19 protein-coding genes and 1 riboswitch are annotated in these 20,765 nt (G+C 68.5%); of the genes, 9 read left to right on the top strand and 10 right to left on the bottom strand.

Annotation, left to right across the window (positions count from 1 at the left end; all coding sequences use genetic code 11):
• Nucleotide 1 precedes the first annotated feature (1 nt).
• Nucleotides 2–619: a TetR/AcrR family transcriptional regulator gene (locus OHT21_RS09725; RefSeq protein WP_328767855.1), complete on the bottom strand. Its 618-nt coding sequence runs from the start codon at nucleotides 617–619 to the stop codon at nucleotides 2–4.
• 68 nt (nucleotides 620–687) lie between these two features.
• Between OHT21_RS09725 and OHT21_RS09720 the strand changes: the two genes are divergently transcribed.
• Nucleotides 688–1,200 carry an NUDIX hydrolase gene (locus tag OHT21_RS09720; RefSeq protein ID WP_328767854.1) on the top strand — a complete coding sequence of 171 codons (513 nt, stop codon included), beginning with the start codon at nucleotides 688–690 and terminating at the stop codon, nucleotides 1,198–1,200.
• Nucleotides 1,201–1,283: 83 nt separating this feature from the next.
• Here OHT21_RS09720 and OHT21_RS09715 read toward each other — a convergent pair whose 3' ends face one another.
• Complete coding sequence (locus tag OHT21_RS09715; RefSeq protein ID WP_328767853.1) at nucleotides 1,284–2,636, bottom strand: jacalin-like lectin; 1,353 nt, start codon at nucleotides 2,634–2,636, stop codon at nucleotides 1,284–1,286.
• A 255-nt stretch (nucleotides 2,637–2,891) separates the two neighbouring features.
• Here OHT21_RS09715 and OHT21_RS09710 point away from each other — a divergent pair, with 255 nt between their 5' ends.
• The 3 genes from OHT21_RS09710 to OHT21_RS09700 all read left to right on the top strand — a co-directional run bounded on the left by OHT21_RS09710 (nucleotide 2,892) and on the right by OHT21_RS09700 (nucleotide 5,513).
• On the top strand, nucleotides 2,892–4,622 hold the full coding sequence (locus OHT21_RS09710) for a PHP domain-containing protein (RefSeq protein ID WP_328767852.1): 1,731 nt from the start codon (nucleotides 2,892–2,894) through the stop codon (nucleotides 4,620–4,622).
• Nucleotides 4,619–5,140 carry a hypothetical protein gene (locus OHT21_RS09705; RefSeq protein WP_328767851.1) on the top strand — a complete coding sequence of 174 codons (522 nt, stop codon included), beginning with the start codon at nucleotides 4,619–4,621 and terminating at the stop codon, nucleotides 5,138–5,140. The genes OHT21_RS09710 and OHT21_RS09705 overlap by 4 nt, the downstream gene beginning before the upstream one ends.
• 103 nt (nucleotides 5,141–5,243) lie before the next feature.
• A complete protein-coding gene (locus OHT21_RS09700) occupies nucleotides 5,244–5,513 on the top strand; it encodes a hypothetical protein (protein WP_328767850.1) in 270 nt (89 codons plus the stop codon).
• 325 nt (nucleotides 5,514–5,838) lie between these two features.
• On the opposite strand, the gene OHT21_RS09695 is transcribed toward OHT21_RS09700, so the two are convergent.
• Nucleotides 5,839–6,144, bottom strand: coding sequence for a DUF397 domain-containing protein (locus tag OHT21_RS09695; RefSeq protein WP_328767849.1), 306 nt, complete (start codon nucleotides 6,142–6,144; stop codon nucleotides 5,839–5,841).
• A complete protein-coding gene (locus OHT21_RS09690; protein WP_328767848.1) occupies nucleotides 6,141–6,968 on the bottom strand; it encodes a helix-turn-helix domain-containing protein in 828 nt (275 codons plus the stop codon). The genes OHT21_RS09695 and OHT21_RS09690 overlap by 4 nt, the downstream gene beginning before the upstream one ends.
• A gap of 159 nt (nucleotides 6,969–7,127) precedes the next feature.
• On the opposite strand from OHT21_RS09690, the gene OHT21_RS09685 reads away from it, so the two are divergent.
• The 5 genes from OHT21_RS09685 to OHT21_RS09665 all read left to right on the top strand — a co-directional run bounded on the left by OHT21_RS09685 (nucleotide 7,128) and on the right by OHT21_RS09665 (nucleotide 12,476).
• Nucleotides 7,128–7,331, top strand: coding sequence for a hypothetical protein (locus tag OHT21_RS09685; protein WP_328767847.1), 204 nt, complete (start codon nucleotides 7,128–7,130; stop codon nucleotides 7,329–7,331).
• Nucleotides 7,332–7,852: 521 nt separating this feature from the next.
• On the top strand, nucleotides 7,853–9,655 hold the full coding sequence (locus tag OHT21_RS09680; protein WP_328767846.1) for a reverse transcriptase domain-containing protein: 1,803 nt from the start codon (nucleotides 7,853–7,855) through the stop codon (nucleotides 9,653–9,655).
• Nucleotides 9,656–9,796: 141 nt separating this feature from the next.
• Nucleotides 9,797–10,030: an ATP-binding protein gene (locus tag OHT21_RS09675; protein ID WP_328767845.1), complete on the top strand. Its 234-nt coding sequence runs from the start codon at nucleotides 9,797–9,799 to the stop codon at nucleotides 10,028–10,030.
• Between the two features lie 186 nt (nucleotides 10,031–10,216).
• Nucleotides 10,217–11,344, top strand: a complete 1,128-nt coding sequence (locus OHT21_RS09670; protein ID WP_328767844.1) for a DUF4037 domain-containing protein — start codon at nucleotides 10,217–10,219, stop codon at nucleotides 11,342–11,344.
• Between the two features lie 156 nt (nucleotides 11,345–11,500).
• Nucleotides 11,501–11,587, top strand: a riboswitch (ZMP/ZTP riboswitch).
• A 22-nt stretch (nucleotides 11,588–11,609) separates the two neighbouring features.
• The gene (locus tag OHT21_RS09665) at nucleotides 11,610–12,476 is read left to right on the top strand and encodes a bifunctional 5,10-methylenetetrahydrofolate dehydrogenase/5,10-methenyltetrahydrofolate cyclohydrolase (protein ID WP_328767843.1); all 867 of its coding nucleotides are present in this window, start codon (nucleotides 11,610–11,612) and stop codon (nucleotides 12,474–12,476) included.
• A 25-nt stretch (nucleotides 12,477–12,501) separates the two neighbouring features.
• Here the strand turns inward: OHT21_RS09665 and OHT21_RS09660 are convergent, their stop codons facing one another.
• The 6 genes from OHT21_RS09660 to OHT21_RS09635 form a co-directional block, all read right to left on the bottom strand.
• On the bottom strand, nucleotides 12,502–13,587 hold the full coding sequence (locus tag OHT21_RS09660) for an MFS transporter (RefSeq protein ID WP_328767842.1): 1,086 nt from the start codon (nucleotides 13,585–13,587) through the stop codon (nucleotides 12,502–12,504).
• A gap of 83 nt (nucleotides 13,588–13,670) precedes the next feature.
• Nucleotides 13,671–14,498, bottom strand: a complete 828-nt coding sequence (locus OHT21_RS09655; protein WP_328774026.1) for an ABC transporter permease — start codon at nucleotides 14,496–14,498, stop codon at nucleotides 13,671–13,673.
• Nucleotides 14,499–14,536: 38 nt separating this feature from the next.
• Nucleotides 14,537–15,343 (bottom strand): ABC transporter permease, encoded by an 807-nt coding sequence (locus tag OHT21_RS09650; protein ID WP_328774025.1) that lies wholly within the window; start codon nucleotides 15,341–15,343, stop codon nucleotides 14,537–14,539.
• Nucleotides 15,344–15,371: 28 nt separating this feature from the next.
• Nucleotides 15,372–16,439, bottom strand: a complete 1,068-nt coding sequence (locus OHT21_RS09645) for an ABC transporter ATP-binding protein (protein ID WP_328767841.1) — start codon at nucleotides 16,437–16,439, stop codon at nucleotides 15,372–15,374.
• Nucleotides 16,440–16,664: 225 nt separating this feature from the next.
• On the bottom strand, nucleotides 16,665–17,834 hold the full coding sequence (locus OHT21_RS09640) for an MFS transporter (RefSeq protein ID WP_328767840.1): 1,170 nt from the start codon (nucleotides 17,832–17,834) through the stop codon (nucleotides 16,665–16,667).
• A complete protein-coding gene (locus tag OHT21_RS09635; protein ID WP_328767839.1) occupies nucleotides 17,827–20,700 on the bottom strand; it encodes a glycoside hydrolase family 2 TIM barrel-domain containing protein in 2,874 nt (957 codons plus the stop codon). Before OHT21_RS09635 ends, OHT21_RS09640 begins: the two co-directional genes overlap by 8 nt.
• Nucleotides 20,701–20,765: the final 65 nt, after the last annotated feature.

Raw genomic sequence — 20,765 nt, 5'->3', positions numbered from 1 at the left:
CTCAGGAAGACTTCCTCTCCTCCGGGGCCGCCTCCTGATCGTCCTTCCGGTCCTCCTTGGGCCAGTGCTCCAGGAGTACGTGCAGGGCGTCCAGGGCGCGCTCCCAGGACGCCTGTACGTCGCGTGGGGCGCTGAAGCCGCCGCCGGCCTCGAGGCTGCAGTAACCGTGGAAGGTGCTGCGCAACAGGCGTACGGAGTCCGTGAGATCGGGCTCCGACAGCCCGTAGCCGCGCAGCATTCCGTACGTCACCTCGGCGGTCCGTCGCAGTACTTCGGACTCGGCGGCCACGGCCGGGTCGACCCGGATCTGCGTGGCCGCGTACCGTCCGGGGTGCTCCAGCGCGTACTCCCGGTAGGCGTCGGCGAACGCGACCAGCGCGTCCTTCCCGGCCCGCCCGGCCACGGCGAGCTCGATCCGGCCGATCATCTCGCCGCCGGCCAGCAACGCGAGCCGCGTGTGCAGCTCACGTACGTTCTTGACGTGCGAGTACAGACTTGCGTCCTTCACGCCGAACCGCCGCGCCAGCGCCGTGACGGTGACGTTCTCGAACCCGACCGCGTCCGCGAGCTCGGCGGCGGCCTCGACCACGCGGGCGGTCGTGAGCCCGGCTCGGGCCATGGGACGTCACCTCCGGCAGAAAGAACCTAGGGGTCCTAGGTTTTACCACCATGAGCCACATGGACCACATGGACGAGATCGCCGCGGATGGAGTCGACCTCACCGCGTTCATCAACGGTCAGGAATGGCACGTCGCGTGGTATCCGCCGCCTGATCCACCACCGGGCACGCCGCACGGCGCGGAGGCGGTGTGCGGCGTACCTGGTGACCGGATTGTCGTGGTCAGTCGGGACGGAGAGCAGTGGGGTCTGCCCGCCGGTCGTCCTGAGGGGCGGGAGCAGTGGGTCGACACGATGCGCCGCGAGGTTCGTGAGGAAGCTTGCGCGGAGGTGAGGGAATGCCGGCTCCTCGGGTTCAGCCGGGGTGTCTGCGTGCGCGGTCCGCAGGAAGGACTGGTGCTGGTCCGGTCGATGTGGCGGGCGGAGGTGAGGCTGGACGCGTGGGAGCCGCAATACGAGATGGCCCACCGGCGTCTCCTGCCGGCCGAGGAGGTGTTCCGGTTCCTGACCATCCCCAGCGGCCTCGGCCCCTTCTATCGCCGGCTGCTCGCCGAAGCCGAAGCCGACGTCGCTGGAGGGTGACGGGGGGGTGATTGGGAGGTGGCCTCCGCCCGGACGGAACGTAGGAAAGGGCCGGGCGGAGGCACGCACATGAACCGCTGCCGTCAGCGGATAGGCGCGTACAGCACCCCCAGCTTGTCGATCTCCGAGCCCGCGCGGCCCGTGAAGCCGACGATCTGCCAGCCGGCGGGGGCCGTGTACGTCACGGTGTTCGAGGTGGGTGAACCGGCCGACACCGTACGGGACTTGTCCGTGGTGAAGGCCGCCGAGAAGATGCGCGTGTGGCCGTTCCGCTGGCCGCTGGTGAGCTTCACCGAGGTGAGGTGTTCGTCGGCGCCCAGGGTGAGGGACGTGGCCGTGCCGCCCGTACCGCCGTGGGTGAGGGTCGTACCGCCGTCGTGGTTCAGGGTTACGGCGTCCAGGCGGGAGGCGCCGCGCAGGGTGAGCGTGCGGGGTGCGGGCGTGGCCGGGAGGTCGTCCGCGTCGTTGAAGGCGGTGCCGTGCGGGCCGCCGAAGGTGTCGCTGGCGCGGAGGTTCGAGGGCAGTTTCCAGGAGAAGTCGACCGTGTGCGGGAAGTGGTCGGAGAGGTTGCCGCCGGCCTCGTCCAGGAACTTGGACCAGTCGTTGTTGTAGCGGGTGGCGTCGAGGTCCACCAGGTCGCTGCCGCGGTAGAGGATCTTGTCCACCACCTCGCAGTCGTTCGTCGGCGCGGTCTGGGGGCAGACGAGCGCTTCGCTGCCCGGGGCGGGGGCGTTGCCGCCGCGGACCAGGTCGACCCAGGGGTCGCTCAGGCCGTTCTCGTTCACGAGCGTGCGGATGTTGTCGCCCGCGCGCGTGTAGCGGGTGTTGGTGTCGCCCATGACGATGACCGCGTTGCCCGCCGAGTTCGCCTTGATGAAGTCGGAGAGCTGGCTGATGTTGGCGCGGCGGGCCGCGAGGGCGGCGTCGTCGGAGTCGGCGTTGGTGTGCACGTTGTACACGTCGACGAAGACACCCTCCGCGAGCCGGACCCGGGCCAGTGAAAAGCCCTTCGGGGTCAGGCAGTTGGTGCCGGTGCACTTGTTCCACTTCACCCGCTGGAAGTCATCGAACCAGTAGTCCGAGAGGGTGTTGAGGCCGTCGCCGAACGGGACGCCGCCGCTGGTCGCGGTGCGGTGCGGATGGTCGTCGCCCGCGTACAGCGCCGCGTGGTAGTTGAAGTCCTCCTGCACATTGACGATGTCGTACGCCCCGAGTCGTGGGGAGATCAGCGGGGTGTTCTTCGCCGGTTTGCCGGAACTCAGGCCCTCCGGGAGGCCCGCGACGTTGTATGCGAGGACGTTGAAGGTGCCCGACGAGGGGGCGGCGGCGGCCGCCGCGGATCCCGTGGACGCGGCGGGAGCACTTGCCGTGGCGGTGGTGGCGAGACCGGTCAGGGTCAGCGCGCCCGCCACAAACGTTCCGATGAGCCTTCTCATGGGGGGTTGTCTCCTGGGGACGGAGGAACGGAAGTGGGAGCTGAACGGTGCTCAGGTTCGAGGTCAACTCGGGTGCTGTACAGGGGCCGTTGGGAGAACGCTGTGAAAATTGTGAAACGTGGAACGAGTTGATGCGACCAAGTCACCTGCGAATCACGGTGTGGTTGAGCATTGTTCATGTTTCGCGCAGAGTCTCGCACCCGCGCGGTCATACCGACAGCGCGAAGGCGAAGAAGGCACAGAAGGCAGGCCGACATGGGTCACGGGCACGGGCACGCGCATGGACATGGGCACGGACATGGGCATCACCACCACGAGCACGACCACCAAGGGTCCGAACTCCCGGCCGCCTTCGACACCTCCGTACCCGACGAGGCCCTGACCCCCGAACAGCACTCACGCCGCTCCATGCTGCGGCGCGCGGGCCTGCTCGGCGCGGGCCTGACGGCGGCCGGAGTGCTCGGCGGGACGGCCGCCGCACAGGTCACCGATGCCAGGCAGGCCGCCCCCAGCGGCCGGAAGCGCAAGGGCTTCCTCTGGCTGGCCGGCGACCACCACATCCACACCCAGTACAGCAACGACGGCAAGTACCGCGTCGTGGACCAGGTCCGCCAGGGCGCCAAACACGGCCTGGACTGGATGGTCATCACCGACCACGGCAACGAGACGCACGCCAAGATCGGTGTGGAGAAGGTCAACCCGGACATCCGCGAGGCCCGCGACGCGTACGAGGACACCCTCGTCTTCCAGGGCCTGGAGTGGAACATCCCGGCCGCCGAGCACGGCACCGTCTTCGTCCACCCCGGCAGGAACGAGGTCTCCGTCCTCAAGCAGTTCGAGACCGACTACGACGGCGGCGTGAAGAAGGCGACGGACTCCACGCCCGCCAACGAGGCCCTCGCCATCGCGGGCCTCAACTTCCTTGCGGAGCAGGTCCAGCGACGCAAGGTCAAGGACATCCTGATGCTCGCCAACCACCCGGCGCGCAAGGGCATCGACTCCCCGCACGAGATACGCGCCTGGCGCGACGCCACGTCCCGGCGCCACCAGATCGCGGTCGGCATGGAGGGCGCCCCCGGCCACCAGGCCGCCGGCATCGAGAAGTCCGTCGGCATGGGCCGCGCCCGCGGACTGTACGACGGCAGCCCCGGCGCCAACTCCTTCGCCGGTTACCCCCTGGAGAGCTACCGCACCTGGGGCGGCTTCGACTGGATGACCGCCACGGTCGGCGGCCTGTGGGACAGCCTCCTCGCCGAGGGCAAGCCCTGGTGGATCACCGCCAACTCCGACTCCCACAACGTCTACACGGACACCGCCAAGCGCGGCGGCCCCGACAGCGAGTACACCGCCAACGGCAAGCACGCCGACCCCGTCTACAGCGGCAAGATCGACCTCACCGAAGGCGACTACTGGCCCGGCCAGTACAGCCGCACCCACGTCGGCGCCGACGGCTTCACCTACGCCGCCGTCATGGACGGCATCCGCGCCGGCCGTGTCTGGGTCGACCACGGCCAGCTCATCAGCGGCCTGGACGTGCGGGTCTCGGGCGGCGGCCGTTGGGCCACGCTGGGCGGCGCGTTGCAGGTCAGGAAGGGCACGCGCGTCACTCTGACCGTCGAGGTCGCGCTCGCGGGCGGCGCCAACTGGGCTGGTTATGTCCCCGAGTTGGCCCGAGTCGACGTCATCCAGGGCGACGTCACGGGTGCCGCGAAGGACAAGGACACCTTCACCGCGCCGACCGCGAAGGTCGTCAAGTCGTACGAGGTCGGGAAGTCCTCCGGCAGGGTCAAGCTCACGTACGAACTCGGCCGCGTGGACCGGCCGTTGTACGTCCGCCTGCGCGGGACTGACGGCAACCGTTCGGCAACGGGCTTGATGGGCAAGGCGGTTGACCCGGCGGGCCCGGCGATCGACGTCGTGGGTGACGCGGACCCGTGGATGGACCTGTGGTTCTACTCGAACCCCGTGTGGGTCCTGCCGTCGTGACGACGCCGGGGCAGCAGCAGCCTGGCGCCTCCTTCTGGATCGACACCGAGGCGACGACGCTACGCGAGGCGGACCACCTGCTCCAGTCGCTGACCGCCGAACTCGCCCTCCCGGAGGGCGTGTTCGGCTGCACGCATCTGGTGCGGGGGGAGCGGCCGCGGGTTGTGCTGTCGTTCACGGGCGCGTCGGAGGAGGCGCGGCGGGGGCTGTCGGCGAAGGGGTACGAGGTGACGGTGGGCGTTCCTGACGCTGCGGGCCGCGCCGTCGTGTACCCCGGGGTCGCGGGGCTGACCGGGGCGGTAACGGTCGCGGAGCTGGTGGCGGGCTCGGCGATCGACCGGGTCGCGGTGCTGGGCGGGTCCGGCGAACCCGCGCCCGAACAGCGGATCGTGACGAGGGATCACGTACGTCCGGAATGGCGGGACGGGGAACTCGTCCTGACCGCGATGCCGGCCGCGGGCGGAGTCCTGGTCCCGTTCGAGGTACCGGACCCTACGCCTTGCTGCGCGGATCACTGAGGCGTGGTCATCGGTACGGGGGGGCGGGGCGGATGGCCTCGCCCCGTAGCACTTGCGGAGCGGCAAGCGGCATACTGCCTACCCTGAGCCCGAGGGGATACTCATGAGTTCACGCCTGCAGTGGATCCACGGTCGCGGACAGCGGATCATCGTCGAACGCGACCGGACGCCCGAAATCCTCGTTAAATTCATCGTCCTGGTCGGCCTGCTGTACCTCGCGACTCGCATCCTCTATTGGGGCGAATGGGTCGCATTCGCCGGAGCCAGCGTCTATCTGCTCTGGGAACTGGGCCGCATCAACAGCACTCTTGCCGCACGTGCCGACATCCGGGCCGGCTCCGGGAACGAGCAAGAAGAGCCCTGCAGCACCTGACGCTTCGCCGGATTCCGTAGAGCTATTGCACCGCAGGGCGCTCCGGGGGCATGGGTCGCCCGGGGCGCGGTCGGCAGGGGCCGAGGGGTCCCGGCCGACAGTGCTCCCCCGCGAAGCACGCCACGCAGAATGCTTCACTGCGACCCTCCACATCGCGCCCCGCCTGTCGCCGATTCGTGCCACGGAACCGCAGAATTCCCCTTGGGCGTCTGGAACTTGGGCTCCCCATCCCAACCGGGCCTCACCACGACGAGGGAACGAGTACGACGGGTTGGCCTACGTTGCGGCCTCGACGAGCTCCCAGCCTCTGCGCTGACGCGACTTGTCAGCTGTGGGCCGCGTACGTGACGAACTTCGTCCAGGTGGTGGGGGAGAGGGTGAGTTGGGGGCCCTTGGTGTTCTTGGAGTCGCGGACGTGGATGGTGGTGGGGCGGGTGGCGATCTCTATGCAGTCGCCGTCTCCACCGCTGCTGTGGCTGGACTTGCGCCAGTCGGCGGCTACCTCGAGGCAGTCGCCGCTGGAGTCCCCGCTGTAGCTGGACTTGCGCCAGTCCAGGGCGACTTCGAGGCAGTCGCCACTGGAGCCGCTGCTGTAGCTGCTCTTGAACCACGCCAATTTGTCGGTGCTCATCGCGCTCCTCGCAGTTGCTTCAGCAGGCTCGCTGAGTCCTCGGGGGTGAGGGCCTGCGAGCGCAGTTTCGCATACCGCATCTGGAGCACGCTGATCGTTTTCCGGTCGGAGATGAGCTGGCCGGTCTCCTGGCCTTCGAGGTACCCGTACCACTGGTTCTGCGGGGTCTCGAGCAACTGCAGGGGGCCGTCCATCCCGGCGTGTACGTCCCGCGCCAGCGGCATGATCTGGATCTCTACGTTCCGCAGCGAACCCAGCTCCGCGACGTTGTCGATGAGTTCGCCAGCGGCCTCCGTCCCTTCCGTTCCGCGCCGGAACAAGTGCTCATCAAGGATGAAGCTGAAGGCCGTGTTCTGCCGCTCCCGCAGCATCCGTTGCCGATCCCGGCGGGCGGTCAGCCGGTCCTCGATCTCCTCGTCGGTGAACAGCGGAAGCCTGTTCTCGAAGAGCGTCCGCGCGTAAGCCTCCGTCTGCAACAGGCCCGGAATCAACCGGCATTCATACGTGTAGAGACTGATGGCGGTCTCCTCCAGCCCCGCCCACTTCCGGAACCAGGCCGCGAGCCCCGGCTGCCGTCCGATCTTGCGGGCCGCCTTCCGGAGGATCCCGTGCGCGTTGAGGGCCTGCTCGGCGGCCTCCACGAAGTCGTCCGGAGGCAGGCGTCTGCCCTGCTCGACGGAGGCGAGGAAGTGCACGGAGAACTTCATCTTCCGGGCAAGTTCCTCCTGGGTGAGTCCCGCGTGCTCGCGAAAGCCTTGCAGGACCGCGCCGAAGGTCTGGAGGCTTTCGGAGGGCTCGGGTTCGGTGTTGCTGCCGGTGGTCATGGATCGCGTACTCCTGGGTGGTGTTGTGTGCGCAACCGCGCGAAGTCACCCATGGTTACGGTCAGTTAAGCGTCCTGTCCACCCTGCGTACTCGTACGCTGACGTTGCGTACGGGTAGCAAGGCTGGTGACCGCGGCCGTGCGCCGCCACCGTGGACGCATGACGAACCAAGCCCTTCCTCAAGTCCCGGTCACCGTACGCACGTTCGTGCAGCAACTGAGCTCGACGCGACGAGGAGCACGCCTCGCCCGGCGTCTCGTCGCGCACCGGCTGGACGAGTGGGGCTACCCGTACGGCGGCGAGACCAACGACACCGTCACGTCCATCGCGGCCGAACTAGCCGCGAACGCGGGTGCGCCATGAGGCGCTCTGTTGTATCCCCGGTTCAACCGGGAGGAACTGAAGGGAGGTTTCTGGGTCTGATGGCTTACCCGGGTCCGAAAGGCGAAGGGGACAGCAGCATGCCAGAAAATCAACGATCACGTTCAGGTATGGAAGTGATGCGCTGAGGGACCCGCGCGATATGGCGAAAGCTGTACTGCCTGAACCCCAATCTCCAAGGGATGAAAGGGCTGGCATCCATCGGAAACATACCTGACACCGATGCCGCCTCCTGTGGTGGAGTAGCTGCGTATCCACCACAACCTTCGGGGCGCGGACTGATTCCCAGTGAGGGAATTCAAGGAGATGAGTGGGGCGCCTAAGTCGCGCTAGATACGTACAACAGAGACGAACATGGGATCACCTAAAGGGCGTGAGCCCCATGGTGACGGAGGCCTCGTAGTAGTCGCAGGAGTAACGATCTGCCAAGGAGGACGGGAAAGCCGTCCGCAGGGCGAAGGGGGCCAGGTGATCGGACATCACGATGCTGGGAGGTATGCGTAATGCAGAACGCCGTAACGGTGCTTGATGTCCTGCGTGAACGCGGCAGGCAGAGTCTGCCGTGCGATGAACTGTATCGGCAGATGTTCAATCCGAACCTGTATCTGCTGGCATACGGGCGCATCTACGCCAACCACGGCGCGATGACGCCCGGTGCCTGCGGGGAAACCGCAGACGGCATGTCCGAAGCCAAGATCGGACGCATCATCGAAGCCATGCGCCACGAGCGCTACCGCTTCCGCCCGGTGCGGCGCGTCCACATTCCGAAATCCAACGGAAAGACACGCCCACTCGGTCTGCCGTCCTGGTCGGACAAACTCGTCGGTGAAGTGATTCGCCTTCTTCTTGAAGCGTATTACGAGCCGCGTTTCTCCGGCCGCTCCCACGGTTTCCGTCCCGGCCGGGGCTGTCACACGGCACTGTCCGAGGTGACACACAACTGGACCGGGACAACCTGGTTTGTTGAAGGAGACATCTCCGACTGCTTCGGCTCGCTCGACCATGAGGTCCTGCTGGCCATTCTGTCGGAGAAGATCCACGACAACCGGTTCCTCCGCCTCATCCAACAGATGCTGAAGGCGGGATACCTGGAGGACTGGAGATGGCACGCCACCCTGTCGGGATCTCCGCAAGGCGGTGTGCTGTCCCCGCTCCTGTCCAACATCTACATGGACCGGCTGGACAGATTCGTCGAGACAGTTCTCATCCCGGAATACACCCGAGGAACAACCCGCCGCAAGAACCCGGCCTACAAGGAGCTGGAAAATGCGATCGGAGCTGCCCGGAAGCGGCTCGCCTACAGGAAGGAGAACACCGAGTCCGCTCAAGTCCGCCAATGGCGAAAAGAGTTACGCCGCCATCCGGCCGGAGATCCAAATGACCCCGGCTACCGGCGGCTACGCTATATCCGTTACGCAGACGATCACCTCCTCGGGTTCATCGGACCCAAGGCCGAAGCCGAGACGATCAAGCAGCGTCTGGCCACATTCCTGCGCGACGACCTCAAGCTGGAACTCAACCAGGACAAGACACTGATCACCCATGGCCGCACCCAGGCGGCCCGCTTCCTCGGCTACGAGATCACCGTCCAGCACGCAGACGAAAAGATCTCCCGGGGCGGCCGTGTCAATCGCGGTCTCCGCTCCATCAACGGGAAGATCCAACTCCGTGTGCCCAAAGACGTGATCAAGGCCAAATGCGCCCCGTTCCTCAGCCGTGGCAAACCCACACACCTGCTCCCGCTAACGAGTTGCACACCCTTCGACATCGTCAGCCTCTACGGAGCTCAGTACCGGGGCATCGTTCAGTACTACCTGCTGGCCGGCGACGTCTGGAGACTCGACCGGCTCAAGGGGGTCATGCTGACCTCCATGCTCAAGACCCTGGCCGCCCGGCACCGGTCGCGGGTGACCACGATGGCCAACCGCTACAAAACAACCATCAGGACACCCCAGGGGCCACGCAGGTGCTTCGAGGCCAGGATCGAACGCGAGGGCAGGAAACCACTGATCGCACGGTTCGGTGGTATTCCCCTCACCCGGAAACGGACGGCCGTCCTCGACGACCTCCCGTCCACCTTGTTCACCCCGCGCAGCCGCCCGCGCGGCAGCCAGCTGATCGACCGGCTCCAACGCGGACGGTGTGAACTCTGCGAGAGCCGAACTGAAGTGCAAGTACACCAAGTTCGCTCCCTCGCCGAGCTAAGCAGCGCAGGAGAACAGCCCGCATGGGCGCAACTGATGCTCAAGAAACGGCGCAGAACCCTCGTGGTCTGCCCGCCTTGTCACGGAAGCATCCATACGTAACCCGGGTGAACAGCACGCAGTAGTCACTGGAGAGCCCGCTGCACCAAAAGGTGCACGGCGGGTTCGGGCCGGGGGCCACTGGAAAAGGACCCGCACAGCGGAAACCTCGCCAGTGGCCTACCGGTACTGCGTCACGGGCGGGTGCCCGGCCGGGACTTCCGCGTACGACTGACGGAGGACGAGCGGGTGCTCCGTATCGAGGTGTCCGACCAGCGTGGGGATCGGCTGCCGGTGCTGGGGGTGCCGGGCGGCGAAACCGAGGGCGGGCGGGGGCTGTTGCTGGTCGCGGGGCTGGCGGCTCGGTGGGACGTGGATCTCCACTCGGACGGTCCGGGCAAGACGGTGTGGGCAGAGGTGCCCCTCCCTGTGGCGTAGCCGCCGGCGCTGGCTCCGGTCCGGTTTCCCAGCGGTGTGGGGATTGGAAGCTTTGGGGCAACGGCAGTTGGTGAAGTCCCTGGTCACGGCGTGGGCGGGCGGTGGTCGCGTGTCCCAAGCCTTCCAATCGCCGGCCCCCACGTAATCCAGTGGTGGGCGGAAGCCTGGTCCCGGCAGAGTGGCCGTATGCCGACACCACTTCCCACTCCACCCAGCGCCGCGTTCCTCCCCGGCCTCGAACTCTCCTGGATCCTGTACGAGGAGGCCGTGCGGCCGATCCTCGCCGAGGAGTACCCGGGGCTGCGTTACACGGCCGCCCGGATCGGCTCGGGTTCCGAGGTGCTCGGCTTCGACACGGCGCGGTCGGCGGACCATGAGTGGGGGCCGCGGCTGAACCTGTTCCTGTCGGACGAGGACATCGCCGAGCACGGGGAGCGCATCCACCGGCTGCTGGCCGAGCGCCTGCCCAAGGAGGTGCGCGGCTGGCCCACGCACTTCCGCCGTTGGGACGACGATGCGCTGGATCCGGTGTCGGGCCACATGGAGCTGGTCGACGGGCTCGTCGACCACCGGGTGTCCGTGGACGGGCTCGGGCCGTGGCTCGTGGCGCAGCTCGGGGTGGACGCGCTCGCCACCCCCGAACTGACCGTGCAGGACTGGCTTTCCATGCCCCAGCAGCGGCTCCTCGAGGTGACCGCGGGAGCCGTCTTCCACGACGGACTCGGCACGCTTGACGCCGTACGGCGGCGCCTCGCCTGGTATCCCGACCAGGTGTGGCGTTACCTGCTGGCCTGCCAGTGGCAACGGCTGTCACAAGAGGAGGCGTTCGTCGGCCGTTGTGCGGAGGTCGGGGACGACCTCGGCTCGGCGGTGGTCGCCGGGCGCTTGGTCCGCGACCTGATGCGGCTGTGCCTGCTTCTGTCGCGGACGTACGCCCCGTACAGCAAATGGCTAGGCAGTGCCTTCGCCCGCCTGCCGCTGACCGCCGACCTCACCCCGTCCCTGCGCGGCGCTCTCGCCGCGAAGCAGTACGCGGACCGAGAACGGCACCTCTGTGACGCGTACGAGAAGGTCGCCACCCTCCAGAACGCCTCCGGTCTCACCGCCCCGATCGACCCCACCAGCCGCCGCTACCACAGCCGCCCATTCCTGGTCCTCCACGCCGAACGCTTCGCCCAGGCCCTGAGTGACACGGTTACCGACCCGGAGCTGCGCTCTCGCCCACTGATCGGCAGCGTGGATCAGTGGGCGGACAGCACCGACTTCCTCTCTGGCACGCCCCGTGGGATCGCCGGCCCACACCCCTATCCGTGAAAAGCGTGAACAGTCACGGGGAAGATGCCCTTCAGACGCTCAAACGAGCAGTACGTGAACACCGTTGGAGGAAGTGCTCTCGCTTTGCGACACAGCACTCCCCCGGGGATGCGGGATCTTCGTCATTCCCGGGGCCGTTCAAGTCCACTACAGTGCGACATGGGCCGTGACTGGCGCTGAGGTGGAGCACCACCGGGGAGCGGTCTGACGAATCGGTCGATGCCGTGCGCCTGGGCGAGTGGTCAACTACGCCTGGGAGGCGGCCATGTCCCCGACACAGACGGCCCAGCTCATGAACGGCACCGGCCTCGCCCGGCGCATCATCGAGGAGACCGCCGCCCGCGCGGCGCAGATCTCACAGCGCACCAACGTGGCGCCATGCCTGGCGACGGTGCTGGTGGGCGAGGACCCGGCATCCGTAACGTACGTCCGTATGAAGCGGGCCCGGTGCGCGAAGGCCGGCATCACCTCCCGCCATGTCGGTCTGCCCGCCACCACCACGACCGCCGAGCTCGTCGACACGCTCGCCGCCCTGTCCCAGGACCCCGGGGTGCACGGCATCCTGCTTCAGCACCCGGCCGGTGAGCACATCGACGAGCGCGCGGCGTTCGAGGCCATCGCCCCGGAGAAGGACGTCGACGGCGTCACGATGCACTCCTTCAGTGCGATGAGCTTCGGGCTGCCCGGCTTCGTATCGTGCACGCCCGGCGGGATCATGCGGCTGCTGGACGAGTACGACGTCGACCCCACGGGCCGGCACGCCGTCGTCGTCGGCCGCAGCGCGATCCTCGGCAAGCCGATCGGGATGCTTCTGCTCGCCGAGGACGCCACGGTGACGTACTGCCACTCCCGCACCGCGGACCTGTCCGCGGTCGTCCGGGAAGCGGACATCGTGATCGCGGCCGTGGGGCGGCCCCGGCTGATCCGCGGAGAGGACATCAAACCCGGCGCGGTGGTGATCGACGCCGGGTACAACCCCGGCAACACCGGCGACGTGGACTTCGACACCGCCCGCACCCGTGCCCGCCTGATCACCCCGGTTCCCGGCGGCGTCGGGCCGATGACCATCGCCGTTCTGCTGGAGCAGACCGTCGATGCCGCCGCGAGGCAACTCGGAGTCCAGGGACGCTGACACCGTCGTCAACCCGAAGGCGCCGTCACTCCCGTACCCACCCCGCCAGCACCGCCGCCCCCAGCGCCGACACGATCAGCGTCACCAGTGCCAGTCGTAGGTCGGCCGCGCCCGCGAGGAGGCCCACGGCCGGGCCGGCGAGGAGGAAGCCGGGCCACTGGCCGATGGCGATGACGGAGACGCCCTCGCCGGGCGGGACTCCGGGCTGGCGGCCGGCCAGGGTGATCGCCGCCGGGAGGACGCAGGCGATGCCCAGACCTACGACGGTGAAGCCGGCCAGAGCGAGCGGCAGGCTGGGGTGGGCGAGGACGAGGGCCGTACCCAGGGCGACCGTCAGCAGCGAGAGTCGTACGAACGTGCGTTGGCCAAGGCGGGTCACGAAGCGGTCGCCCAGCAGGCGTTGCACCAGGATCGCCACGGAGAAGCACGTGTACGTCGCCGCGCCGAGCGCCGAGCCCTCGCCCAGGTAATCGGCCGTGTAGACCGAGCTCCACTGGGACGCCGCGCCCTCGACGAAGGACGCCAGGAACGCGATGGAGGCGAGCAGGATCAGCTGGGGAGTGAAGCGCTGCCGTACGGACCGGCGGCGTTCCTTGCGGATCTCCTCGTCCGGCAGCCAGCCGGCGGTCACGAGCAGCAGCGTCCCGAGGATGCCGCTGCTCACCGCCATCTGCACGCCCGGCGACACCCCGGTGGCCGCGGCGAGCGTGCCGAGGGCGCCGCCGGCCAGCACCCCGCAGCTGTAGGTGGCGTGGAAGCTCGAGAGCAGGGGCCTGCCGTAGCGGCGTTCGACGGCGACTGCCAGCGCGTTCACGGGTGTGGCCAGGAAGGTCGCCGCGACACCCCAGAGCGTCAGCCCGGTCACCAGGGCGGGGACGGTCGACGCCCCCGCCAGCAGCGGCGCGTTGAGCAGGATGAGGGCGGCTGCCGAGAGGCCCAGCAGGCGGGTGCTCACCCGTCCGATCAGCGCGGTGATCAATACGATCGCGACGAGGTCCCCGGCGGCGGACGTACTGCTCAACAGCCCCCACTCGGACACGTCCACGCCGACCGCACCGCGGATCGCCGGGATGCGCGCCATCCAGCCGCCCTGGGTGGCACCCAGGATCACGAAGACCAGGCAGACCGAGAGACGGGCTCGTAAGTCTGAGGAGGACGGGGTCGGGGACGAGGGCGATGACGTCGTGGCCGCCTTCACCCGTTCACCCCTGTGTAGTGCCGCAGACTCCACCTCCACAGCAACCTCGTGCCCAGGTACGCCACCGCCCCCAGCAGCGGCGAAGCCGCCGCCAGCCAGTACGGCACCCCGGTGTCGTGCCCGTGCCCGGTCAGTACGGCCGCGGGGAAGTACGCCACGAACGCCAGCGGCAGCGCGAACGTCAGGAAGCCGCCCACTGCCTTCGGCAGGACGTTCAGCGGATAGCTGCCGAAGGTGCCGAGCAGTTCCTCCAGCCAGCGGCTCCAGTAGTCGGCGGCCGGGAAGCGGAGGGCGGCGCAGGCCACCACCGTGAAGAGGGCTGCCTCGAGGAGCATTCCGCCTAGTACGCAGATGATGAGGTATGTGATCCGGCCCGCCGTCCAGTCCAGTTCGCTGCGGGTCAGCGCGCCCACCATCAGGCCTGCCGCCACCGTCAGGTCGCCGATCGCGTTCGTGGGGAAGTACTGCAGCTGGAGCTGGCGGTAGACCGGCATCGGGCGGACGAGGTACGTGTCGATCACGCCCTCCTGGATGTGCCGGCTCAGACCGTGCACCCGGCCGAGGAAGAGGACGAACAGGCCGTGGGCCAGCATCCGGATCGCCGCGATCAGCAGGACGTCCGCGCTCTCCCAGCCGCCCATCCCGGCGAACCGGGTCAGCAGCACCGTCGCGAACACGATCACCGACACCTGCCAGATCGCACCGATCGCGATCATCATCAGGAATTCGGAGCGATACTCCAGCTGCGAACGGAAGTTGAGCTTCGTGATCCGCCACACGGTCCGCCAGGGCTTCAGCGAGAACCAGGGCTTCGGCGACGACATGGGCTCCGTCGAGGGCATGGTCTTCTGCGAGGACACGGTCAGCCTCCCTGGGAGATCACGCGCCGGGCGGCCCGCCGCCACACCAGCCGGGTGAGCAGCGCGAGGACCACCACCCAGGCGGCCTGGATCGCCAACTGTGCCCCGGCGTCGGACAGTTCGATCCGGCCCACGTACAGCGACAGCGGCACGCTCAACGTCGCCTGGAACGGCAGGAAGCCGCTGAGCGTGATGAACCAGTCCGGGAAGAACCACAGCGGCGCGTACACCCCGGACAGCAGGTTCTGCGCGAAGATCAGGATCAGCATCGCGGCGCCGTTGCGGAGCGTGAAGAAGCACAGCTGGTCGATGGCGAGCATGATGTAGTACAGAACCCACTGGCCCAGCAGCAGGCTCACCATGAACACCCCTGCCACGGCAGCCGACTTGGGCTGCTGTACGACTCCGGCGGCCACGCACACCGCGTAACCGACGATGGCCCACGCGAAGCCGTAGATCTGCTCGCCCAGGGCTCGCAGGGCGTAGTAGCGCTGCGGCGGCAGCGGGCGCAGATACCAGTACACGATGGTGCCGAAGTGCATGTGCTGGAGGACCGTGTCGCGTCCCGAGTACTGGTCCAACTCCCGTACGCGCGTGGCCAGTACAGCGAGCACGGCGTACGTGACGGCCTGCTCGCGGTCGAGCCCGGCGGTGGTGCCGGTCGCCGCGTACAGGCCGCGCCACAGCGAGGCGACCAGCACCACCTGGACGGCCAGTCGCACCAGGGCGGCGGTCATACGGGGCGGGGTGTGCAGCTCGCCGAGCGGGGTGACCCGGGCGGCCCGCCAGGCGCGCAGGGCGGAGGGCATGGAGGGCGCGGAGGGCGTCGCCACGGGATCAGCCTCCCTGCGTCTGAGCCGGTGTCTGGGCTGCCACGTCACCAGCCACCTCGGCCGCCATGTCCGCGGCCAGGTCGTCGCCCGCCTGGGCGTACGCCGCCCGCATCACATCCTCCAACTCGGCCTCGTCCAGGGCGATATCGGTCACCTCATACCGCTCGATGACCTGCTTCAGCGCCTGGTGCACCGTCGGCGCGGCCGGCCCGTCCGGGCCGAACACCACCTGCGGACCCTCCCGTCGTACGAGTACGACGCCGGGCCACGGCTCGACGGCGGCGTGCGCGTCGGCGAGCGTGGCCCGCACCTGCCAGGTCCAGCCGAACTTCCGGCGGATCTCGTCCAGCGTGCCGTCCAGGACGAGCCGCCCGTGGTTGATCAGCACAACGCGCTCCGCGAGCCGCTCGACCTCCGTCATGTCGTGCGTGGTGAGCAGCACCGTCCGCCCGCGCTCCTCCACCTGGTACCGGAGGAACTCCCGCACCTGCTCCTTCACGACCACGTCCATGCCGATGGTCGGCTCGTCGAGGAACACCACCGGCGGGTCGTGCAGCAGCGCGGCGGCCAGGTCGGAGCGCACGCGCTGGCCGAGCGAGAGGTGTCGTACGCGCGTGTCCCAGAACGAGGACAGGTCGAGCAGTTCGTCGAACTCCCGCAATCGCGTGGCGTGTTCGTCCGCCGGTACGTCGTAGATGTCGCGCAGGATCGCGAAGGACTCGCGCACGGGCAGGTCCCACCACAGTTGGGTGCGCTGTCCGAACACGGCCCCGATGTTGCGGGCGTTGCGCTCGCGCTCCTCGTACGGGACGACGCCCGCGACCCGCGCCTCACCGGACGTCGGCGTGAGGATGCCGGTGAGCATCTTGATGGTGGTGGACTTGCCCGCACCGTTCGGCCCGAGCAGGGCGAGCAGTTCGCCGGGCTGCACCTCGAAGCTGATGTCGGAGACGGCGTCCTTGGCTATCCGCTCTGGGTTGACCAGCGATCGGATAGCCCCCAGGACACCGGGTCGGCGCACGGTGGTGTGGAAGGTCCGGGACAGTCCCCGGACCTCGATGCTGCCGCTCATGCGGCGGACCTCCTGGTCAGCGTCTCTGATCGGCTTAGTGATCCTGAGTGTTGCTCAGGGATGTGAGCCGATCGTCTTCGTGCCCTGGTGCTGATGACCGGAGTCGCCAGCCCGCGTGACACGTCCCTCCGGACGCTGTTCGGCCAGGTCTTGCGACCTCGCCGAGGAGGGTGCCCGACGTCGCCTGGGCGCCGGGCGTGCGCGTCACACTCTGCCACAGGATCACTACCTTTCGCTAATCAGATTGGTGAGCCTGATCAGCCATACGGTTGCGACGAGACCGGCCCCCGACAACGCTGTCAGCAGCCAAGGCACCGCGCGGATGCCGGAGACCTCGATGCCCATCCCGAGCAGCGGAGGAGCCGCCACCCCACCGATCATCGACGCTGCGATCACCCAGGCGCCAGCCCTTTTTGCCTGCGGGAGGGCCCTGTTGAGCCAGGGCAGTCCGGTCGGGAAGACCGGCGCGATGAACAGGCCCACACCCGCGTACGCCCATGGGGCCGCCCCCGGAATCAACGCGAGCAGCAGGCACACCGTCATCCCGGCCGCGCACACCGTGAGGATGCGCTCGGGCGAGTACCGCAGTGTGAGGGGGACGACGAGGAAGCGGCCGACGGTCATCATCAGCCAGAACACGGAGGTGGCGGAGGCGGCGACGGTGGTGCTGTAGCCGATGGTCTCGAGGTGTGTGGGCTCCCAGCCGCCTACGCCCGTCTCGACGGCCACGTTCAGGATGTAGAGGACGAGGAAGCCGATCAGTACGCGGGAGAGGAGGCCGCCGGTGGCGGCAGGTTTCTCAACCGATAGCGCGGGCTCCTCGCTGCCCACCCCGCCCGTGCACAGGATCAGCGCGCCCGCCAGCACCGCACACGCCCCGAAGGCGTACGCGTACCCGTCCGGGCCCGTCCACGCGATGAGCGCCGGGCCGAGTACGGCGCCGATGCCGAAGTGGGCGTGGAGAATGTTGAGCATCGCGGTCGATCGCTCGCCGAAGCCGACCGCGAAGAGCTGGTTGAGGCCGTAGTCGATGCCGCCGAAACCGAGACCGGCGAGGAAGGCCGCGGCGAGGGCGAGCGGCCAGTTGGGCGCGAGCGCGAAGCCCGCGCCGCCGGCCGCCATCAGGGCGTAACTCGCCCCGAGCAGCGCCCTGTTGCTGATCCGGGAGTGGATCGCGTTGAAGACCAGTACGCCCGCGACGCCGCCCGTGAAGTGCAGGCTGAGTCCGAGCCCTGCCCCGGAGGGGGTGAGGCCGTACTCCTCGCGCAGGCCCGGAACCGCCGGGCCGTAGAGCGCTTGAAGCATGCCGATGAGGACGAAACCGACACACGACGCGACCGCGGCCGGACGGCTGAAGAGCCGCCCGGCCGCGGTCGAGGTGACCTTGTCACTCACGAAGGTCCGAGAACACGAACGAGAACTCGGCGGGTGCCGCCCGCAGTTGGTACTGCGGCAGCGCGCCAGGACCGCAGGACTGCGAGCCGATGCCCTGCTGGCCGTGGTCGAGGTTGACCCACACCGTGTCGCCGGGTGTCAGGTCCGTCAGGTGCTGGGCGGCGTCCAACTGCTCGTTGGTCCAGCGCCTGGCCGAGAACCAGAACTCCGGGTCGCCCTCGATCCGCAAGCCCCCGAGCTCCGCCCAACGGACGTCGGCCCGTGCCCCGTTCTCCTGCGGACGCACGTACGGAGTCTGCAGCTCGTCCACCGAGGAGTGCCAAAGACCCAGCATCGAGGCCGACTTGGTGTCCGGGTACGCCTCACCGGGGCCGCCGCCGTACCACTTCACCTGGCCGGCCTGCGCGAGCCCGAAGCGAATGCCGAGCCTGGGCAGCGGCACCGTCCAGTCGCCCTCGGGCGCCACGGACACGGTCAGCTTCAGCCGCTTGCCGTCGGACGTCCACCGGTACACCGTGCGCAGGCCCACCTCCCAGGCGGCGGGCGCCACCCGGGTCCGTACGGTCAACGCGTCGTCGCTCAACTCGACGCCGTCCAAGCGGTGTTGCATGCGGTGCAGGCCGTACTTGCGCCACAGTGAAGCCCAGCGGATGTCGTCCTGCCAGGAGGCGCCCTCGTCGTTGTCGGTCGGCGCCCGCCACACGTCGAGACGCAGGTCCGTCACGCTCAGCCTGCCGATCGTCTTCAGCGCACCGGTGCGTACGTCGAAGGACGCCGGGCCGACGTAGATCAGCCGCTCACTCGCAGAAGGGGTATCGCTCGCCACGACGGACGGCAACGACCGTGCACTGACCGGCAGTTGAGCCCACGCGACCTGATGGTCCTTCCTCCCCCACGCGGTGTCCTCCGCCAGCAGCGCCCGTACCGTCCACTGCGTCTCGGCCCCGCGCCCGTCACCCGACGGCGGCTGAGGCAGCTTCACCTCCGCCGACTCGCCCGGTGCCAGCGCGGGCACGTTCAGGGAGCCGTGCTCGACCGTCTTGCCGTCGACCTGGTACGACCACTCGAAGGCCAGGGCCGACAGGTCGGCGAAGTCGTAGCCGTTGGTGACCCGTACGGTCCCGTCCGCGCCGTCGCCTTCGATACGGACCGGCTCGATCACCTTCTTGAACTCGACGAGCCCCGGCGAGGGCTTGCGGTCGGGGAAGATCAGCCCGTCGCAGACGAAGTTCGAGTCGTGCAGTTCCTCCCCGAAGTCACCGCCGTACGCGAAGCCGAACCGCGCGTCCTTGATGCCGTGGTCGATCCACTCCCAGATGAAGCCGCCCTGGAGCCGCTCGTACGTTTCGAAGATCCGCTGGTAGTCGGCGATGCCACCGGGGCCGTTGCCCATGGCGTGCCCGTACTCGCAGAGGATGAAGGGGAGCCCGCGCCGCCTGTGCGTGCCGCCGTCGAGGTCCCGGCCGATCTGCTCGACCTCGTCATGGGCCGCGTACATCCGTGAATACATGTCCGTGTCACGGCAGTTGATGTCGCCCTCGTAGTGGATGAGGCGCGAGCCGTCCCGGCCGCGGATCCACTCGGCCATCGAGGTGAGGCCGCGCCCGGTGCCGGCCTCGTTGCCGAGGGACCAGATCACGACGGACGGGTGGTTCTTGTCGCGCTCGACCATGCGGGCCGCACGGTCGATCAGCGCCGGAGTCCAGCGGTCGTCGTCCACCGGATTGTCGCGCCAGGCCTGCTCGACGAAGCCGTGGGTCTCCAGGTCGCACTCGTCGATGACCCACAGCCCGTACTCGTCGCACAGGTCGAGGAAGGCCGGGTGCGGCGGGTAGTGGGAGGTGCGGACGGCGTTGATGTTGTGCCGCTTCATCAGCAGCACGTCCTCGCGCATCGTCTCCAGGTCGAGGGCACGGCCGCGCTCGGGGTGCCACTCGTGCCGGTTGACGCCCTTGAACAGGATCGGCATGCCGTTGACCTTGATCAGGCCGTCCTCGAGTACGACCGTGCGGAAGCCGATCCGCAGCGGGATCTTCTCGCCCTCGGTGGCCAGCACACCGTCGTACAGCTTCGGCGTCTCCGCGGTCCACGCCTCGACCGGAACCGTCACCGACTCACCGGTGGCGACATCGATGTCCAGCTCCGGGACCGTGACCCGGCCGTCGACATCCGATTCGACACGTAGGGTCCCGAGACCGCCCACGTGGTCGTAGGCGGCGTGCACGAAGAAGTCCAGCGCGCTGCCCGCCGGGCGGTGCAGCAGCGTGACGTCCCGGAAGATGCCGGGCAGCCACCACTGGTCCTGGTCCTCCAGGTAGGAGCCCGCCGACCACTGGTGGACGCGGACGGCAAGCACGTTCCCGGTCGGCTTCAGCAGATGGCCGACCGCGAACTCGTGGGGCAGCCGGGAGCCCTTGAACTCGCCGATGTCGGTGCCGTTCAGCCAGACCCGGGCACAGGACTCGACGCCGTCGAAACGGAGCACCGAGCCGCCCTCCGTGAGAGCGGGCCACTCGTCCGGCAGGTCGAAGACCCGCAGATGGTCACCGGTCGGGTTCTCGGTCGGCACGCGCGGCGGGTCGACCGGGAACGGGTAGAGGTGGTTGGTGTAGATCGGCGAGCCGTGGCCCTGCAGGACCCAGTGGCCGGGGACCCGCACCTCGGCCCAGTTGCCGGCGTCGTACCCGTCCGCCGCGAACGAGTCGTCCTCGGCGTCGGCGGTCGCCGACAGCCGGAAGCGCCAACTCCCGTTCAGCGAAAGGGAGGCGGCATCGGAGGACGCGTACCAGGCGCGGGGCGGCAGGGCCCCGCGCCCGGGCGAGACGTCCTCGACGTAGTCGATGGCCGTGGTGGTGCGGAAAGACATCGGTCTCCTAAGCAGAATCGACTCCGGTGCACACCCGCGCCCCAAAGGGGCGCGGGTGTGTGACA

This window comes from Streptomyces sp. NBC_00286, from assembly GCF_036173125.1.
Taxonomy (GTDB): domain Bacteria; phylum Actinomycetota; class Actinomycetes; order Streptomycetales; family Streptomycetaceae; genus Streptomyces.
The sequence above is the reverse complement of the archived record's forward strand: the minus strand, read 5'-3'. Positions and strand labels throughout refer to the sequence as shown.

Excerpts from the sequence above, each read along its gene's own strand:
- OHT21_RS09715 (WP_328767853.1), bottom strand. The coding sequence starts at position 2,636 with ATGAGAAGGCTCATCGGAACGTTTGTGGCGGGCGCGCTGACCCTGACC.
- OHT21_RS09635 (WP_328767839.1), bottom strand. The coding sequence starts at position 20,700 with ATGTCTTTCCGCACCACCACGGCCATCGACTACGTCGAGGACGTCTCG.
- OHT21_RS09680 (WP_328767846.1), top strand. The coding sequence starts at position 7,853 with ATGCAGAACGCCGTAACGGTGCTTGATGTCCTGCGTGAACGCGGCAGG.
- OHT21_RS09685 (WP_328767847.1), top strand. The coding sequence starts at position 7,128 with ATGACGAACCAAGCCCTTCCTCAAGTCCCGGTCACCGTACGCACGTTC.
- OHT21_RS09710 (WP_328767852.1), top strand. The coding sequence starts at position 2,892 with ATGGGTCACGGGCACGGGCACGCGCATGGACATGGGCACGGACATGGG.
- OHT21_RS09695 (WP_328767849.1), bottom strand. The coding sequence starts at position 6,144 with ATGAGCACCGACAAATTGGCGTGGTTCAAGAGCAGCTACAGCAGCGGC.
- OHT21_RS09665 (WP_328767843.1), top strand. The coding sequence starts at position 11,610 with ATGTCCCCGACACAGACGGCCCAGCTCATGAACGGCACCGGCCTCGCC.
- OHT21_RS09690 (WP_328767848.1), bottom strand. The coding sequence starts at position 6,968 with ATGACCACCGGCAGCAACACCGAACCCGAGCCCTCCGAAAGCCTCCAG.
- OHT21_RS09700 (WP_328767850.1), top strand. The coding sequence starts at position 5,244 with ATGAGTTCACGCCTGCAGTGGATCCACGGTCGCGGACAGCGGATCATC.
- OHT21_RS09645 (WP_328767841.1), bottom strand. The coding sequence starts at position 16,439 with ATGAGCGGCAGCATCGAGGTCCGGGGACTGTCCCGGACCTTCCACACC.
- OHT21_RS09650 (WP_328774025.1), bottom strand. The coding sequence starts at position 15,343 with ATGCCCTCCGCCCTGCGCGCCTGGCGGGCCGCCCGGGTCACCCCGCTC.
- OHT21_RS09655 (WP_328774026.1), bottom strand. The coding sequence starts at position 14,498 with ATGTCGTCGCCGAAGCCCTGGTTCTCGCTGAAGCCCTGGCGGACCGTG.
- OHT21_RS09720 (WP_328767854.1), top strand. The coding sequence starts at position 688 with ATGGACGAGATCGCCGCGGATGGAGTCGACCTCACCGCGTTCATCAAC.
- OHT21_RS09725 (WP_328767855.1), bottom strand. The coding sequence starts at position 619 with ATGGCCCGAGCCGGGCTCACGACCGCCCGCGTGGTCGAGGCCGCCGCC.
- OHT21_RS09670 (WP_328767844.1), top strand. The coding sequence starts at position 10,217 with ATGCCGACACCACTTCCCACTCCACCCAGCGCCGCGTTCCTCCCCGGC.